Annotated in this window: 15 protein-coding genes, 1 pseudogene, 1 CRISPR repeat array and 1 other annotated feature (1 of these 18 cut by a window edge); of the genes and pseudogenes, 3 read left to right on the top strand and 13 right to left on the bottom strand. The window is 37.7% G+C overall.

Going from position 1 to position 16,470, the window contains the following annotated elements; genetic code table 11:
* Positions 1-207: a CRISPR direct-repeat array (repeat unit 32 nt; unit sequence ATTTCAATCCACACTCCCACGAAGGGAGTGAC); it reaches 1,019 nt to the left of the window's first position.
* Between the two features lie 177 nt (positions 208-384).
* From cas2 to ACGG81_RS02320, 11 genes and pseudogenes are all read right to left on the bottom strand, one after another.
* Positions 385-675, bottom strand: coding sequence for a CRISPR-associated endonuclease Cas2 (cas2, locus tag ACGG81_RS02370; RefSeq protein ID WP_390109358.1), 291 nt, complete (start codon positions 673-675; stop codon positions 385-387).
* A 13-nt stretch (positions 676-688) separates the two neighbouring features.
* Positions 689-1,719, bottom strand: a pseudogene (cas1c, locus tag ACGG81_RS02365) (type I-C CRISPR-associated endonuclease Cas1c).
* Positions 1,716-2,381 carry a CRISPR-associated protein Cas4 gene (gene cas4, locus ACGG81_RS02360; protein ID WP_390109355.1) on the bottom strand — a complete coding sequence of 222 codons (666 nt, stop codon included), beginning with the start codon at positions 2,379-2,381 and terminating at the stop codon, positions 1,716-1,718. Before cas4 ends, cas1c begins: the two are co-directional and overlap by 4 nt.
* Positions 2,381-3,292 carry a type I-C CRISPR-associated protein Cas7/Csd2 gene (gene cas7c, locus ACGG81_RS02355; RefSeq protein ID WP_119988369.1) on the bottom strand — a complete coding sequence of 304 codons (912 nt, stop codon included), beginning with the start codon at positions 3,290-3,292 and terminating at the stop codon, positions 2,381-2,383. The genes cas4 and cas7c overlap by 1 nt, the downstream gene beginning before the upstream one ends.
* Positions 3,293-5,047 (bottom strand): type I-C CRISPR-associated protein Cas8c/Csd1, encoded by a 1,755-nt coding sequence (cas8c, locus tag ACGG81_RS02350; protein WP_390109352.1) that lies wholly within the window; start codon positions 5,045-5,047, stop codon positions 3,293-3,295.
* A complete protein-coding gene (gene cas5c, locus ACGG81_RS02345; RefSeq protein ID WP_016441069.1) occupies positions 5,044-5,706 on the bottom strand; it encodes a type I-C CRISPR-associated protein Cas5c in 663 nt (220 codons plus the stop codon). Before cas5c ends, cas8c begins: the two co-directional genes overlap by 4 nt.
* Before the next feature lie 25 nt (positions 5,707-5,731).
* Positions 5,732-6,172 carry a hypothetical protein gene (locus ACGG81_RS02340; protein WP_009263163.1) on the bottom strand — a complete coding sequence of 147 codons (441 nt, stop codon included), beginning with the start codon at positions 6,170-6,172 and terminating at the stop codon, positions 5,732-5,734.
* Positions 6,156-6,623 (bottom strand): DUF3990 domain-containing protein, encoded by a 468-nt coding sequence (locus ACGG81_RS02335; protein ID WP_390109349.1) that lies wholly within the window; start codon positions 6,621-6,623, stop codon positions 6,156-6,158. The genes ACGG81_RS02340 and ACGG81_RS02335 overlap by 17 nt, the downstream gene beginning before the upstream one ends.
* Positions 6,624-6,945: 322 nt before the next feature.
* A complete protein-coding gene (gene cas3 / locus ACGG81_RS02330) occupies positions 6,946-9,090 on the bottom strand; it encodes a CRISPR-associated helicase Cas3' (RefSeq protein ID WP_390109347.1) in 2,145 nt (714 codons plus the stop codon).
* 80 nt (positions 9,091-9,170) lie between these two features.
* The gene (locus tag ACGG81_RS02325; RefSeq protein ID WP_390109344.1) at positions 9,171-10,160 is read right to left on the bottom strand and encodes a helix-turn-helix transcriptional regulator; all 990 of its coding nucleotides are present in this window, start codon (positions 10,158-10,160) and stop codon (positions 9,171-9,173) included.
* A 92-nt stretch (positions 10,161-10,252) separates the two neighbouring features.
* Positions 10,253-10,840, bottom strand: a complete 588-nt coding sequence (locus ACGG81_RS02320) for a hypothetical protein (RefSeq protein WP_016439659.1) — start codon at positions 10,838-10,840, stop codon at positions 10,253-10,255.
* A gap of 256 nt (positions 10,841-11,096) precedes the next feature.
* Positions 11,097-11,330 (top strand) — a binding site (T-box leader).
* A 33-nt stretch (positions 11,331-11,363) separates the two neighbouring features.
* Between ACGG81_RS02320 and brnQ the strand changes: the two genes are divergently transcribed.
* Positions 11,364-12,722, top strand: a complete 1,359-nt coding sequence (brnQ, locus tag ACGG81_RS02315; protein ID WP_009263167.1) for a branched-chain amino acid transport system II carrier protein — start codon at positions 11,364-11,366, stop codon at positions 12,720-12,722.
* A 56-nt stretch (positions 12,723-12,778) separates the two neighbouring features.
* On the opposite strand, the gene ACGG81_RS02310 is transcribed toward brnQ, so the two are convergent.
* Both ACGG81_RS02310 and ACGG81_RS02305 read right to left on the bottom strand, forming a co-directional pair.
* A complete protein-coding gene (locus ACGG81_RS02310; RefSeq protein WP_008976794.1) occupies positions 12,779-12,985 on the bottom strand; it encodes a helix-turn-helix transcriptional regulator in 207 nt (68 codons plus the stop codon).
* 1 nt (position 12,986) lies between these two features.
* Positions 12,987-13,298: a DUF6442 family protein gene (locus ACGG81_RS02305; RefSeq protein ID WP_390109341.1), complete on the bottom strand. Its 312-nt coding sequence runs from the start codon at positions 13,296-13,298 to the stop codon at positions 12,987-12,989.
* 375 nt (positions 13,299-13,673) lie between these two features.
* Here ACGG81_RS02305 and ACGG81_RS02300 point away from each other — a divergent pair, with 375 nt between their 5' ends.
* Complete coding sequence (locus ACGG81_RS02300; RefSeq protein WP_117578076.1) at positions 13,674-14,879, top strand: DUF819 domain-containing protein; 1,206 nt, start codon at positions 13,674-13,676, stop codon at positions 14,877-14,879.
* Between the two features lie 93 nt (positions 14,880-14,972).
* Positions 14,973-16,421, top strand: a complete 1,449-nt coding sequence (locus ACGG81_RS02295; RefSeq protein WP_390109338.1) for an aminoacyl-histidine dipeptidase — start codon at positions 14,973-14,975, stop codon at positions 16,419-16,421.
* The last annotated feature ends 49 nt before the right edge of the window (positions 16,422-16,470 follow it).

The raw sequence follows: 16,470 nt of genomic DNA, 5'->3' as shown, positions 1-16,470 counted from the left end.
GGAGTGACATCTTTTACTGGCGGATATACTTTGCCGCCTGCTCATTTCAATCCACACTCCCACGAAGGGAGTGACACAGTAGTCAGAGAATGTAAAGAGTCATTTAGGAATTTCAATCCACACTCCCACGAAGGGAGTGACAATTATACCAACTGGGCAGGGGCGAATGGATATGATTTCAATCCACACTCCCACGAAGGGAGTGACAGCAATTTTGTCCAATTTAGGACTTTTATTTTTTAATTTCTTTCATCAATTTCCTAATTAAACCTTAGAAAGTCTCTCTTTACTTTTAACGAAAAGAAACATTTATTACTTTTTGTGCACTTTTTCTGGTGCGAATCTCCCTGGATTTTCATGTTCACTTACTACTCGCACATTCATTTATAGAATCAGTATTCCATCTGCTGCAATTCCTTTATCTACACCAACATGTTCTACTTTTGTTTTATATTGATTTCCCAAATAGTAAAATCTCAAACTATCTACTTCTTCATCAATAATATCTGTTAGCTTTGCCTTAAGCATCACATACTGTGCGTTATCCAGAATACATTCAAAAACAGAATTCTGCACTCGCCGACCATAATTTACACATTGTTTCGCCACTTGGCGTAACCTTTTCTTTCCAGCTGCTGTTTCTGTATTTACATCATATGTAATCAGCACTAACATACCTATTTTCGCCTCATTTCCAAAGAAATACCGGATAACTGTCTAAGTCGCCTCTTAAATATCTCGCCAGTAACATTGCCTGCACATAAGGAACCATCCCCCACTCTATTTTTTCCTTGAGATATGGATGTGTCAATGTTTCTTTCTTTTTGTTCTGCCATTCTGCCAACAGCTTTTTTCTTAAATCATCCGTCATCAGTACGGCACCGTTTTCTTTTGTTATGAAATTTTTCCCGGTAATTACTTTCTTATTAATCAGTGATAAAACAAATCTGTCTGCCAGTACCGCTCTTAACTCTTCAATTAAATCTAATGACAATGAAGCTCTTCCCGGACGTTCTGTATGAAGATATCCTACATAGGGATCCAAGCCAACACTTTCCAATGCCGAAGTAATCTGGTTTGTCAATAAGGTGTACACAAAAGACAATAATGCATTTACATTGTCCAGCGGTGGTCTTTTATTTCTCCCCTGAAATTTAAAGTCTTTTTCTGCTGCAATATCAACTCGTCAAATACTCCAAAATAAATACTTGCCGCTTCTCCTTCATATCCTCTCAATTGTTCTTTTGACTGACTGTTCTGAATATAGTTTAAAGATTTTTTCAGATACCCCGATGCTTCCTTTACTCGTTCCACATTGATTTGCAAGCTATGATCTCGTGTTGCACGCTCCAGCACCCATCTAGCATTATGCACTTTCCCTAAAATACAATTTCTTGCAATCTCAAGGCTTTGTTCTTCATTTTTCGAGCTGGCATACTGCTGTTCTCTTAATATTACATTTCCTTTTACCTTCCCCGTTACCCTTGCCAGAAATTTTCCTTGCGGAGTCATGTAGCACAGAGAGATGTTTCTCTCTGCGCATGCTCCCATTAAAGCCGGGCTTGTCCCCTTATACCCAAAGGAAACAATGCCTTCTAAATTGTGCAAAGGCAGGCGTCCCACCTCTGTCATTTCTTCCAAAACAACAATATTTTCCCCATCCAATGCCAGATAACTATTCTCAGAGGTTACATATAATGTATTCAATAACTTTTTCATTCCTCATCCTCCTTTAGCATCTGATGAATGTAATCCTTTACTGAACCTGACTTTCCAAGTTTCGGCAGGCAAATGTCCTTAAGTGAACATGCAGTACACGATTTACTATATTTTACTTTCGGAGTATATTTTCTTTCAAAATACTGATGCATTTCTCGAAACATATTCCTTACTTCCTGGCGTAAATCTTCCGTAATCTCCACAGCTTCACGTCGCCGCGTTTCTCCATAAAATAATGCTCCTTCAGGAATATCCGTAGAAAACATTTCTTCCAGGCACATCGCCTGAGCTGCCAACTGCAGACGATCTTCCTCTGTAAGTTTAGGTTTCCCTTTTTTATATTCTATCGGATAAACCGAATAATTCCCTCTATGCCCATGCAACTTTATTCCATCTTCACATCTGTGAAATTCAACAACATCGCATTCTCCGCTAATCCCCATTTTCCTTGAGGCAATCGGAAGAGAACGGGCTACAAGTAAGTATTTTCTCTTTTCCACAAGATAAGGATCATGTGCTTTTTTGTGCATCAATTCTCCAACAACTGTATGGACATTCTCAGCCCACTGTTGTTCAATATGGATCAGTGCCCATTGCCTCCTGCAAAATTTGAAATGTTGAATACCTGACAGCATTAAATAATCATCTTCTGCATATTCCATCAAATCATCCTTTTCATTTCTACTGAATCTGGTATATTTTCCTCATGAACCTCAACAATATAATCTCTATAACTTCTAGGATATTCTACTTCCTCTTTTTTTCGCACCTCCACAGAATCAAATAATTTATAAGCTGGACAATCTCCTAATTCTTTGCTGTGTTTAAATACAATCAGTTCCCGAACTGCCATATTTCCTCTTGCGGCAGAATGATCATGTTCAAACATATTAATAATCGCTTCCCACAGTAATTGAAGATCTTCCTCTGAAAATCCTGTCACTTTCCGTGCCAGATTCGCAGATACATACCCTTCTACACGATACAGTCCATAAGGTACTACACTCTTTCTTCCCATTTCAGTACTCTTGTTCGCAGCATCTTTTTCCGTGGTGATCGCTACTCTCGTGATTGTAACTTCCTGAGAAACAATTGGATCAATGCTTCGTGCAAATCCAAGCTGCACCGGCCCTCTTACCTGTCCACAATTTAAAGCAGCCTTTACAAAAGTTGTCATCACAGCACCAAATGTTCGGATATCAAAAAAGTTCTGGCACATATAATCCCGGATTTTGATATCAACATTGTCATCATTTTTCTTTAATTTTTTCAAAGATTCTGTTACCTTTTTCTCATCTGTTTCCTCCACTCCAACACTTGCACATGCTTCACGGTCACTTCTGTTTAGAGGCACATCGTCTTTTATATAAATCTTATAGCCTTCTGCATCTTCTTTAACCGTCTCAATATAATTCCGGATTTTTCTTTTCAAACAGACATCTGTGACTAACCCCAGACCGCTTTCCGGATCAATTCTCGGCATATTTCCCGCATCTGGATCCCCGTTGGGATTCCCATTTTCCACATCAAATAAAACTACAAATTCATACCTATTTTTAATCACTTCACTCATTTATTTTTCCTCCCTTTTTTCATATTTTTTCTGTTTCTGATGATAATAACCGATTGCAAACATTCCCTGCTCTTCCAACGACAATCGTTTTGGAAAGCCTTTCTGACAATCTATCTTCCACATAAGTTCAGCTAAAAGTTTTTCATAATATTTTTTAGCTCCGTCTTTTTCTCTTCCTATTTTCTTCAAATGACTATTTTTGAGCTTGATCAAAATAGGAAATACAGATGCAGGTGTTCCGCATGCTGAATTGTAATATCGGTCTCGGATTGTCGCCTGTATGTCCGGATTTGCTTCTATCTGTATCGCTTCCAAAACAAAAAACAACCTTCCAAGTACATACGCAATATCATTGCTTTCTTCATTCAATCCCATATAATCCTCTCCTTTCTCCCAGTTACCATTTCTCATTAAATATGCCTTTATAATAGCGATTCTTCTCCAATTAAGTTTTCCTTCGTCCTGCTCTGCACGGATGCGAATCAAGGTATCTGAATACAAGCGTTCCGGATATCTGCTGCCGGATAAAATTGCCCGAAAAGTCATGGCAGCCATGTTTGATACTGGTTTTTTATCGGTTGATTTTTTATTCACTGTTTCAAACAGCATTTCCCTCACGCTCAGATATTCTTTCTGTTCCCATTTCGGTCTGATCAACTCCATCCTCTTATAATGGGCAGAAATATTTTTTAAAATATTTCCAAATGAATTTTCATAGAAAAATCGCACGGATAATCTTGCCGCATTCGGTGCTAATCCAAGAACATAAAATCTTTGTTCCGGATCCAATTCATTCCCCTGATATATTATAGGCTGTCCTAACTGTATCCGTTTAAAAAGGCTCTTTAATTCCTCCTGATTATCAGTAGGAGAATCCATACATCCCATAAATACAGCCTGGTAATCTATCTCTGCACTTTCCGCCCAGAAAACGACCATCGTATCCCCAATTTGTAATGAATATGTTCTGTCCGACAGCAAATAATTCAATGCTGTTGTATAAGCAAACTCTCCATACATCCCTACCGGAGCATTATAGCTTTGCTCCTTTCCATACGACTCAAATGCAGGTGCATTAAAGGAAACCAGTGCTGCACCACTTGACTGTGCGCCCGGGACTCCTTTAATCCCCCTGTGGATTCTTGCTATTTCTGCCCTTTCTCCCGTCACAAGACAAATTCCCTGAACATCTTTACTCTCCCCGGAATTATGAATGTCCCAAGCCTTCTTGACGTCTGCATCATCCTGAGCATAATCCATTCCCATTCCCAAAATCAAATTGCTTCCATCTGTAATTTCTTCCCAGTTTTCTCTGATTTCCGGATGCTCCATTGCTTCCTCAGGATTCCATTTTTCAAAAAACAGACATACTGCCTTTGCCATCGTACTTTTTATCTGAGACAATATAGAAAGATGTCTCTCTCTGGCAGCATCAAAGCACTCTTTTGCTCTCTTTTTGTTTTTTTCATCTGTTTCCTGGCTAATCCCAAGTAAGTATTTCGCATTGTCACACAAAAAATTAGCAGATACACCGGAGGATCTTGTAACCATCTCGGGTACTAGCAGTACTTGAGGAACTTGAACTGTTTTCTTTCCCCGCTCTTCCTCTGTCTTCAAACTAATGATTCCCTTTACATCTCCCTCTTCAGACAGATTAATCTGATAAGATACTTTTGCACTGCACCATCCCGGCTTAGGTACCTTTTCCTCTTCTGCCAGATTTTCATAATATTTCGCAAGTGCCTGCAAAATCATCGTATCACCTCGCAATTCTGCAAATCTATAACTCCACGCTTCATAACCGCCCGAAAAAACATTGGACTGATATTTTCTTTATCGCTATAATCCATATCAAACAACATCAATCCAAAATCTTTTTCAGGTACATCGTCAAAAGCAGTCTTAATTTCCTCTTCCTCACATAATGCAAAGTTTGCCGGAAACTCTCTACACCCAAAATAAGGCATATGATAACACTCTCCTCTCCGCAGACGTCTCATCATAATATCCTTAAATTTTCCCGGATTATCTGTTTTATTTGCATTCTCTGTCATCTCAAAGTGCGCCTCTATCACATACTCTACATTTGTTAAAATCATAGAGGCTCTCTGAACAATCTCTTCTTTACTGCTTATATAAAGTGGTTTCTTTCCCCCGTTATATGCAGACAGTACATTGCTGGCTAAAATCTTACTTTTCACTTCATTCCTTCGCACACTTGTAAACTGAATCGGATTTTTTACATATATCTTATCAATGATCCACCGCAGCCCCGGATGCCAGTAGATGGCTTCCAAAATTCCTCTCGCCGCTGAGGGTGTCATTACATCATAAGAATACCGTTCTACTTTTAACTCAGGACGTGAAAATAATGCATAATCTCCCCAGACTCTTACCTTTACTCCCATTCCCATATTCTCACCTCTTTTTTCAGTCTCATCATAAGATCACTCCTTCCTCATAACACGCTGCAATATAATCTCGCGGCTGATAATAAAAGTCTGTATTATAATCTGAAATATGCTCATCGATCCATGAATGATACACCTCCCAAATTCCCTTTATAATTTCCTCATCGTCATAGGAATCTTCTATCAAACGCTCATATACTTCTCCTATATTCCAGTAATCAGGAACTAAATACCTACACTCCTTCTCATTGTCAAAATTTCCCAATGTGATCTTACTTTCTTCTATAAATTCATCCGCCACTTTTTCAATCGGCTCACAATGGAACACATCTGCGTACTCATAAATTCTCTCAATCCGTTCTTCCCCAAGAAAATCCACCACCTGCTTTCGTGTTCTTTTCACTTTTCTTCCAATGTATTCAATCAAACTACATGTAAAAAATAAATGATTGTTATTTTTTCTTGCCATGTGCCACCTCACATCCTACAAATTTCAGTGTATCCAGAGCAGAAATCGTATGAAAACTAATCTGATGAGTAGGATACTTGAACCTTACCAACTCCCAAAATGCCGCTCTTGATATTTTCCCATCAATAAAATTCTGTATATAATTATAAATCGTATCGTCTGTCATTGGTCCCTCCACAATATCATATTTGTGAGATTTCCCCTGACGACACGCTACAATAAAATCCAACCATTCTTCTGTCATTTCTTCAAATAAAAGATAATTCAATTTTTCATTTGGCTCATATTCGTATTGATTAACATACCCCTTTTTCCCATATCTCGTAGCCCATCGTTCTGCTTGTTCCTGACATCGTGTGCAATAAAATCCAAAATAAAAATCTTTGTTATATTTCGTTTTCCGAATCTCAGGATATTCCACTCTCTCATTACTTCCATGATATAAAATCATTCGCATACTCCTCTTATTTACTTCACTTTATTATTCTGACCATTTTAATTATTTTCTCATATTGTCAATATATCATATTTTTTCGTACTAATTAACCCCAAAATATATTTCGTTAAAATACTTTTTACAAAAAAATTTATTATAAGTATTTTAACAATTTGTTGAACCTTCAAATACTATACTTATCCTGTCAAACTAGACTGTGTCTTAAAATATTAGTAGTAGCTTTAACTACTGCAAAAGAAGCAGTATTTATGATAGAACTCCTCAAAGTTCTGCATATTCACTGCTTCTTTCATTTCTCATTCTATTTCATAATTCTTTAAAGAAACAATGCCATACCATTATCAATTTCTAACTTCAAACCCATCTCTTCTGTATATCTACTCTCATCTGCCAATTCATAAAAATCTTCCATATTTTCCGCTATCGGTTTCAGCATGCCGGCACCGTACATCTTGTCAAAAGTCTGGTCATATACGGTAATACAATATTGACTCGCCTTTCGCATTCCCGATCTTGTAAATCCTTTTTCTTTTAATTCGCGAAGAATCTCATCTGCATCCTCCTCACAATTTATAAAAATTGTTTTTGTATTTTGTTCAATCAATCGAAAATCCTTCCCGACTTTTGCAAACCGATATTTTATTTTCTTATTCGTAAACTCATCCATGATTTTTTTCTTATCCAGACTTTCCCCCTTGATATGATATAGCATTTCAAAATATCTTGTAATGGTCTCCCTATCTGAAAGATCCCTTCCATCTGCTATCAGACTTTTTGCCACATCGATCTGCTGTCGCTGTCCTAAAACACTCTCTTTTTCTTCAAATCTAAAAATAAAAACCTTACTCTCTTCTGCCTTTCTATGGCCTTCCCTGTTACACCGTCCTGCCGCCTGTATCATAGAATCTACTCCCGCCAGTTCTCGATATACTGACTGAAAATCAAGGTCGACTCCTGCCTCTACGAGACTTGTAGAAATGAGAATACATTTTTTATCTTCCCTAAGTCTTCCTCTTATTTCTTCCAAAACCTGTTTTCTATGTTTCGGATACATACTTGTAGATAAATGGTATACCCCCTCTTCTTTTAACTCTTGATAAATATTTTGCGCTCTCTTTTTCGTATTAACAATACAAAGCGCCTGATATTCCCCTCTTAACTTGTTTATCAAACAATCTTCCGTTACTGTTCCGATATTTTCAAACAATGTCCTCTTAAAAAATTGAAATTGTTCATCCATTCTAGGACACAACTCTGTTGCTGAAACATTTCTCTGAAAAAATGATTTTAAAGCCGGCTGAGTTGCTGTACATAAAACAACACTGGTTCTATAATTACTGAGAAGTTCTTCTATCATTGCGATACAAGGTTTTAGGTAATCATTCGGCAACATCTGCGCTTCATCAAAAATAATTACACTGTTTGCAATATTATGTAATTTTCTGCATTTGGAAGACTTATTTGCAAATAGTGATTCAAAAAACTGTACGTTTGTTGTGACAACAACCGGTTTGTCCCAGTTTTCAGCTGCAAGCTGCATTGGCTGAAGTTCTTCCGAACTTTCGTAATCAACATTACAATGATTTTCCAACACATTTTCGTCTCCTAAAATTTCTCTGAACACTTTCGCATTCTGTTCAATAATACTTGTATATGGAATGACGTAAATTACCCGATCCATTTGATTTTCCACCGCATGACGTAATGCAAAGGCCAAAGAAGCTATTGTCTTTCCACCACCAGTCGGAACTGTCAAGCGAAACAGCCCTTTTTCAGATTTACCTTCTGCTAAACAATGCTTTAAAATTTCTGTTCTTCTTCCATTTACTGTATCCAGATCTTGATTTTTCAACCATTCCGAAACATGCTTTTCCAATTTCTCAAGAAGTGCTTCCATCGGCTCTCCAGAATTTCTTACTTTTTGCCCACGACTCATAAATGCTTCTGTATCTAAAAAATCAGCATCGACCAAACAAGAATAAAGCATTCTTATAAAAACACTCATAGAAAAATCTGGATTCACTGTCTTCTTGAAATCAAATGGATCCGTTACGATTTCTGGAATATCAATTTCTTTCTGATATGCCTGATAGTCACTGATCTTTTTCTTTCTTCTCCCCATTAAAGTAGGATCGCCTGCATTATCATAATTACTTCCATAATCCGGAAGTCCGGCATGATGCCCCGCAATGCAATATTCTAAAAAACTGTACTTTCCGCCTTTCTCCCTGCAAACTCTCGCTCCTGCTGTAGAGTGATCCACCCGCTGATTGCTTTCCCCTGTAATCCTTTTCAGAAAATCCACAGAATACTTTCCAATATCATGTAATATCCCATTACAGTAGCCCCAGTCTTGTTTCCCAAATTTCCCCGCAAACTCTCCAGAAATCTTTGCCGTCCCTTCTAAATGTTCCTTGACTGACTGAATTCTATCCAGATCTATGTGTGCTATATATTGCATAATTTTTGAATTCCTTTCATCTTTTTGATTTTTTGTAAATTTATTATCACCTTTTACTTTTTACAAATATGAATTTTAATCTACACCCTATATCCTTCTAATATCGTCTCCAAATATTTTCTGTATGCCTCCCTCACTTCCATGGGCTCCACAATTTTCATATGAGCCCCTATTCCCGTAATCCATCCAAAAAACTGAGGGCTGACTACCACATTTACATGGACTATAAATTGATTTTCATCGACAGTTCTCATCCAGACATCCTTCCCGAATCTGTTCAATATCACTCCTGCCAAACTATTTTGACATAAGAGTTTTACTCCTATTTCCATTCCTCCATACATACCAAATGTTTTCTTTGTAAGTTCAGATGGATCAAATTTTTCAAATTGTTTTTGACCTTCCCGGTCTTCCTCACAAATATCCAAATGCTTCATCTTATCGACTCTGTAATGCTTTACTTTCCCCGCCACATCATCGAATGCAATTAAGTAATACTTTTCATCATCCCAAGTAAGTACCCAAGGACTAATTTTGTAAAACATCCCATTCTTTCTAAATCTCAATTCCTTTTTTGGCGTCCACTCTGCATACTGAAATTGAATCTTCTTGTTGTTATATATCGCGGAATGAATTTTATCTACACTGTAATAAATCTCTTCATTTTCAGTCTTCAATCGGTTTAAAATAGTTACTTGTTTTGCCAACTGTTCTGCCTGAAACGTACTGCAAAGTTTCTCCAACTTAAAAATAAGTTCTCTTGATTTTTTCTCTGTAATAAATTTAGAGGACTGAACAGAGTCTACAAGTAATTTCAGCTCTGGAAATTCAAAGCTTCTTTCCCCAATATAATATCCAGATGCTTTTCCTTTTTGCTGTATAATATCTACCCCAAACATTCTCAACGCTTCTATTTCTCCGTAAATCGTTCTCCGATCGGCGTGAATTTGATACTGTTGCTCCAAAAGCTTACAAATATCTGTAGCATTCAAAATATGATCTTGATCTGTATTTTCTGCTAAAATCCGCATTACATATAGCGTTCTAAGCTTCGTCTCATACACTCCCATAACACATTTCCTCCCAAACAAGTCTCAAATCTCATTGGTATTATTATAACATAATTTTCTTGCCCTAAAGTCCGATCTGTTTATCTTTTTCCTTATGCTCCCTGCTCAATCATTGTAAATAATTCCTCCAAGCGCCTTTGAGATCTTCTGTTACTCCTTGCCCTCGCGCTGGCAAAATATCGCTTCTCCTTTTTTGTTCTATTAGGAAGCAATCTATAATCTATCATCTCTATTTTCCGGGCTGCATCATGTTTGCTTATATAAAAAAGATATTTTTCTATACTTTTTGAAAAAGGAACATCTCTTTGCCTATGATAAGCTCCTTCTTCAACCTCATCAAGCGAGAGCACTCCCTGCATATAATTTTTATGATAAAGTAAAAACCTCTGTTCGCTCATACTATAAATCATTTTCCAACATCCAACATCTGTTCGTACATACAGAACATGATTCAACAAATCTACCTCCATATGATTCTTTCTTGCATATTTTAAAATCTGTTCCTTCTTCATGCGAAACAATGCATCCATTCCATCACAGTACGGACAAATATGATACCCCGCTTTTTCCGCCGCCTCACTGCTTAACTGCATTCTATTTTTAGGAAGAATCTTTTTTGCATATCTACATTCTTCGCGGTGATAGACTTTCGCTTTACTTTGCATACTCACAACTCTCATTATCTTTTACTCCTTTCCCTGCCATATGATATAATTTTCTGACATTTTCTTATGTTTGTATTATAAAAAAATAGATGTGCAAAAATCTGTACACCTAATGTCATTTTCCATTTATTAACCTCTTAAAACCATACTATTTTCAAATTTCACTTTCCCCTCTCCCGTATCAACAAACATATTTTTCTACTTTTTCTACTTTTTTCAAAAAAATCTCTTGCAATTTCTCTCATCTTGTCCTATAATACAGAAAAATATTCCAAATTCATTTGATAGGAACAAGTAGTCTTCAGCGGATTTTTCAGAGAGGTAACGGGTGGTGCGAGTTGCCAATGAACCTGACAGATGAAATCATCCTTGAGAAGCAAACTGAAACAAAGTAGGAGCGCCGGAGTAAAGCCACGTTACAGGTGAGACGCATTAGATGATGCGGATATGAGCTGAGATTTTCTCAGGAATTAAGGTGGTACCACGGTCTTCAATCGTCCTTTCTAGGGCGATTTTTTTTATTTTAAGGAGGTTATCTATGAAACTACAAAAGAAACAAATTTTACTCGTCAGCTTTATGTTGTTTTCCCTTTTCTTTGGTGCAGGGAACCTGATTTTCCCTCCATTTTTGGGACAAAACGCAGGAGACAAAACTCCATTTGCAATTGCAACCTTCCTAATTACAGCAGTGGCATTGCCTGTCCTGGGTGTTGTTGTTGTTGCGAAATTTGATGGACTAGAGCAGCTCGCAAAAAAGGTTAATCCTAAATTTGCCATTTTCTTTACTATTTTGATTTACCTGTCTATCGGACCTGGCCTTGGAATTCCTCGTGCGGCTTCTCTCCCGTTTGAGATGGCAGTTGCACCATACCTTCCGGAAAATGCGAATTTGACTGTATTTATGTTTCTCTTTTCCTTAGTCTTTTTCCTGACTGCCAGCTGGCTTGCATTAGCTCCAAATAAACTGGTAGAACGAATCGGAAAATTTTTGACACCATCACTGCTACTTTTACTGTTTTTTGTATTTGTCAATTTCCTATTCCGAGGCACCGTGAAAGTCAATCCTGCTCAAGTAAGTTATAGCAGCAATCCACTTGTCAAAGGATTTTTAGAAGGATATCTTACAATGGATACCATTGCAGCCTTAAATTTTGGACTTGTAATTGCAACTACAATCAGAAGTTTAGGGGTGAAAGAGAAAAAAGGTGTAATGAAATACACTGTCATGACCGGAATCTTTGCCGGAACAATTCTTGCATGCGTGTACTTATCTCTGGCATATATGGGAATGAGTTCCTCAGGTGTCTTCCCAATCCAGGAAAATGGTGCATGGACACTCCGCTGCATTGTTCACCAACTGTTTGGTGATACCGGCGCAGTTTTACTGGCAGCAATCTTCACATTAGCATGCTTGACAACCTGTGTTGGACTGATTACTTCCATCTCACAATATTTTTCGACATTGACTACAAAATTATCTTATCGTCAATGGGTATTATTGATTGCGGGATTTTCTTTTATCATCTGTAATCAGGGATTAAATATGATTTTAAGCATTTCCGTTCCGGTGTTGGATGCTATCTATCCAGTCTCCATCACTCTGATTTTACTTGGATTATGTCATCGCTGGATAAAAAATATCACTTATATCTATCCATGCACCATCGGTGCAGTAAGTATCCTCAGCGTTGCATATGCACTTGAAAATCTTGGAGTTTCCTTTGGATTTGCCGGCAAATTGCTCCATGCACTTCCACTGTACTCTCTGGGTCTTGGATGGGTTCTTGTAGCACTTGTAGTTACAGGTCTTTGCGCACTGTTCTATCAGCTCAAGACAGCTAGACTTTCTCGTTGCAATATGGAAACATCCGCGGAACCTTTCAACTACACAGAATAGTAAAATGAGGAGCGCTTTGACTTGCGCTCCTCATTCATTTCTTCATAAGCCTCAATTTAAAAATAAAACAGTTCTTCAAACTTTTTTTCTAAAGCAATACACAGAAGTAATGCTAGTTTCGCAGTAGGATTGAACTGACCTGTCTCAATAGAACTAATCGTATTTCGCGACACTCCAACTAACTCTGCAAGCTCCATCTGAGATAGTTTTCTCTCAGCTCTAGCATTCTTTAAGTTGTTTTTCAATATCAATTCGCCATCCATATTAATGCCTCCAAATAGCCAGATACAAATTGATAATCGTTGTCATTCCCCAACATATAGCCAAAAACAAATCCTTTTTTTTCTTCTCCATTTTATATTTGTATATATAAAATCCAGCCAGTGTTGTCTCATACATTGCAAGAATATCATACATCGGCTCTCCTCTAAAAGCTTTCAGTATCACGATAAAAGCAAATACAATCGCTGAGGCGACCATCCCATAATTGTACCCTTTCATTTGTATAAATACTTCCCTCTCATCATAATGTTCACTTTCTTTCTGTGCCATTTTCAAAATCTCATCTCGTTCCATATCAGCACCTCCATCTCAAATTGACAAGTTTTGTTGTCACAATTATATCTCCGCCAAGTTTTCTTGTCAATCCCATTTTCCAAGTTTTCTGTGCATAGAGAATCCTTTTCTGTTTTGAAATAGGCATGTTTTTTCTTCTATCAAATCAATTGCCTCTTCCAAAAGTTCAGAAACTATTTTTATTGTAGTTTCCGGAACCCCAAAAAACAATACTCCTTCCCATTGTCAGCAAAACACATTATTTGTGCAAGATATATTAATATATTTTCTAATTTGATTGACTTTTGTTCGAAATGCTTGCGATTATTCTGTTAAAGAGTTATCATATGTATTAAGAAAGTATTCATATAATATATCAAAAAAGGAGTGAATTACATGAAAACCTTAATCAGTGCGGAAAATACTTGGGGGTTATTCGCGATTTTGGTAGCGGTTGCTGCATTAGCAATCTATTTGGAGCAAAAATACCAATGGGCTTCAAAAATCACAGGATGCGTGCTGGCACTTATTGGATGTCTTATTTTATCAAACTTAAGAATTATTCCAACAGAAGCAGCAGCATACGACTTCGTTTGGGACTACGTTGTTCCACTTGCAATTCCAATGCTACTTTTGCAAGCTAACGTTAAGAAAATTTCAAAGGACTCTGGACGTCTGATCATTATATATCTGATCAGCGGAATCGGAACAGTAGCCGGAGGATTTCTTGCATTCTTTGCGTTAAAGAACTTTATTCCTGAACTCAACAAGGCAACTGCCATGATGGTCGGAACATATACTGGTGGAAGCGTAAACCTTGTTGCTATGGCAGATGCATTTGATGCAGGTGGCGAATTAGTATCTACATCCGTTGTCGCTGACAACTTGCTAATGGCACTTTACTTTTTCGCTTTAATCGCAATCCCAACAGTAAGCTTCTTTAGAAAACATTTTAGGCACCCACTTCAGGATGAAATTGACAAACGTACTGCAAATGGCGAAAGTCAGAATCACGCACAAAGCTATTGGACAGCGAAACCGGTCGCTCTCAAAGATATTGCATTTACCTTTGCACTCTCTTTTGTGATTGTTGCTGTTTCTACTGAGATTGCTGCGTTCTTTGGACGAATCATCCCAACATCTAATTTTGTATTAGCTCTGTTAAATGGATTGATCGGTAACAAATATCTTATCATGACAACGCTTACAATGATTTTAGCTACTGCATTCCCAACACAGGTTGGTGAAATCGCAGGTGCTCAAGAAATCGGTACATTTATGATCCACATTTTCTTTGGTGTCATCGGTGCTCCAGCTTCTATCTACCTGATTCTTACAAAGGCACCATTGCTTCTTGTATTCTGTGCGATCATCGTTGCAACAAACATGTTGATTTCTTTCCTCTTTGGAAAACTTTTCAAGTTCAATCTGGAAGAAATCTGTATTGCATCCAATGCAAACATTGGAGGACCAACAACTGCTGCTGCTCTTGCGATTGCAAAGGGATGGAACGCCTTAATCGTCCCAGCACTCCTTGTTGGTACATTAGGATATGTAATTGGTAACTACTACGGAATCTTTGTAGGAACATTACTTCGATAATCTACACTAAGGTAGCACATAAATTCCCACGCTGAATTGCCGGTGTGGGAATTTTTTAAAAAACATCATAAATGACAGGAGGATTTTTTGAATATGTCAGTTTTAAAAGGATTTGAACCAGCAAACGTATTAAGCTATTTTGAGGAGCTCTGCAAAATTCCTCATGGATCAGGAAATACAAAAGCAATTAGTGATTATTGTGTACAATTTGCCAAAGATCACAATCTTCGCTATGTACAAGATGAATATAATGATGTCATCATCTACAAAGATGGTACAGAAGGATTTGAAAACTCAGCGCCAGTAATCATACAAGGACATTTAGATATGGTCTGTGAAAAAACTTTGGATTCCACTCATGATTTTATGAAAGATCCTTTAGACTTGAAAGTAGAAAATGGTTACTTATATGCACAGGATACAAGTCTTGGCGGTGATGATGGAATTGCAATTGCTTACGCACTTGCAGTTCTTGCCAGTGACACTATTGCTCACCCACCAATCGAAGCCGTCTTTACTGTAGATGAAGAAACTTCTATGTTAGGTGCCGAAAAATTAGACATGTCTCTCTTGAAAGGACGTCGTCTTCTTAATATCGACTCCGAAGAAGAAGGTGTTTTGACATGTGGGTGCGCAGGCGGTCTCCGTCAACATGTTACATTTGATTTCCAGAAAGTAGAAAAAGAAGGTACTGAAATCGAACTTTGGATCAAAGGATTGTTGGGTGGCCACTCTGGTTCTGACATCCACAAACAAAGAGGGAATGCAGTAAAACTTTCTTCCCGTATGTATATCCATTTATCAAAAACATTTGCTATGGATTTGATTTCTATTGATGGTGGTGAAAAAGATAATGTCATCACTTATAGTGCTAAAATGAGAGTATTGGTAGACAGCGCTCAGGCGGAAGAATTTATCACAGCTGTCAGAGAAGAAGAAGCCATTTGGAAAAAAGAATTCAGCAATGACGAAACCGGTCTGAACATCGAGATTACAAATGCAGGTCAAAAGAACATTGCGGTGATTGCTCCAGCAGATTCTTCCAGAATTATGAAATTTATCTATGCAGTACCCCAAGGGCTAATCTGCTCCGATCGCAACCTTCCGGGACAATCTGAAACATCCTTGAATCTTGGCGTTACAGTTACCAGAGAAGATTCTGTATTCATGCAATTCCTTCTTAGAAGTTCTATCGAAACAAAGAAACAATCCCTTTGCGAAAGAGTTGGTGCATTGGTAGAACTTGCTGGCGGTCGCTACATCATTGACAGCGAATATCCAGCATGGGGATACGATCCAAACTCTAAGTTACGCCCTCTTATGCGTGATGTTTATGTAAAAATGTTCGAAGAAGAACCTAGAGTGGAGGCTGTTCATACCGGTTTGGAATGTGGCATCTTCGGCGGTCACTGTGAAGGTCTTGACTCTGTCTCCTTTGGTCCAAACATCCTGGATATTCATTCCATCAATGAAAAATTAGACCTTGCCTCTGTAGAACGCATATGGAGATTTTTGCTGGAAGTTTTAAAAGCTTGTAAATAATATTCTTTTCTAAGATTTGAAAGTATTGTCATTTGATTGTCAACGAACA

It is taken from the genome of Faecalimonas umbilicata, from assembly GCF_042846195.1.
GTDB lineage: Bacteria > Bacillota > Clostridia > Lachnospirales > Lachnospiraceae > Faecalimonas > Faecalimonas umbilicata.
The sequence above is the reverse complement of the archived record's forward strand: the minus strand, read 5'-3'. Positions and strand labels throughout refer to the sequence as shown.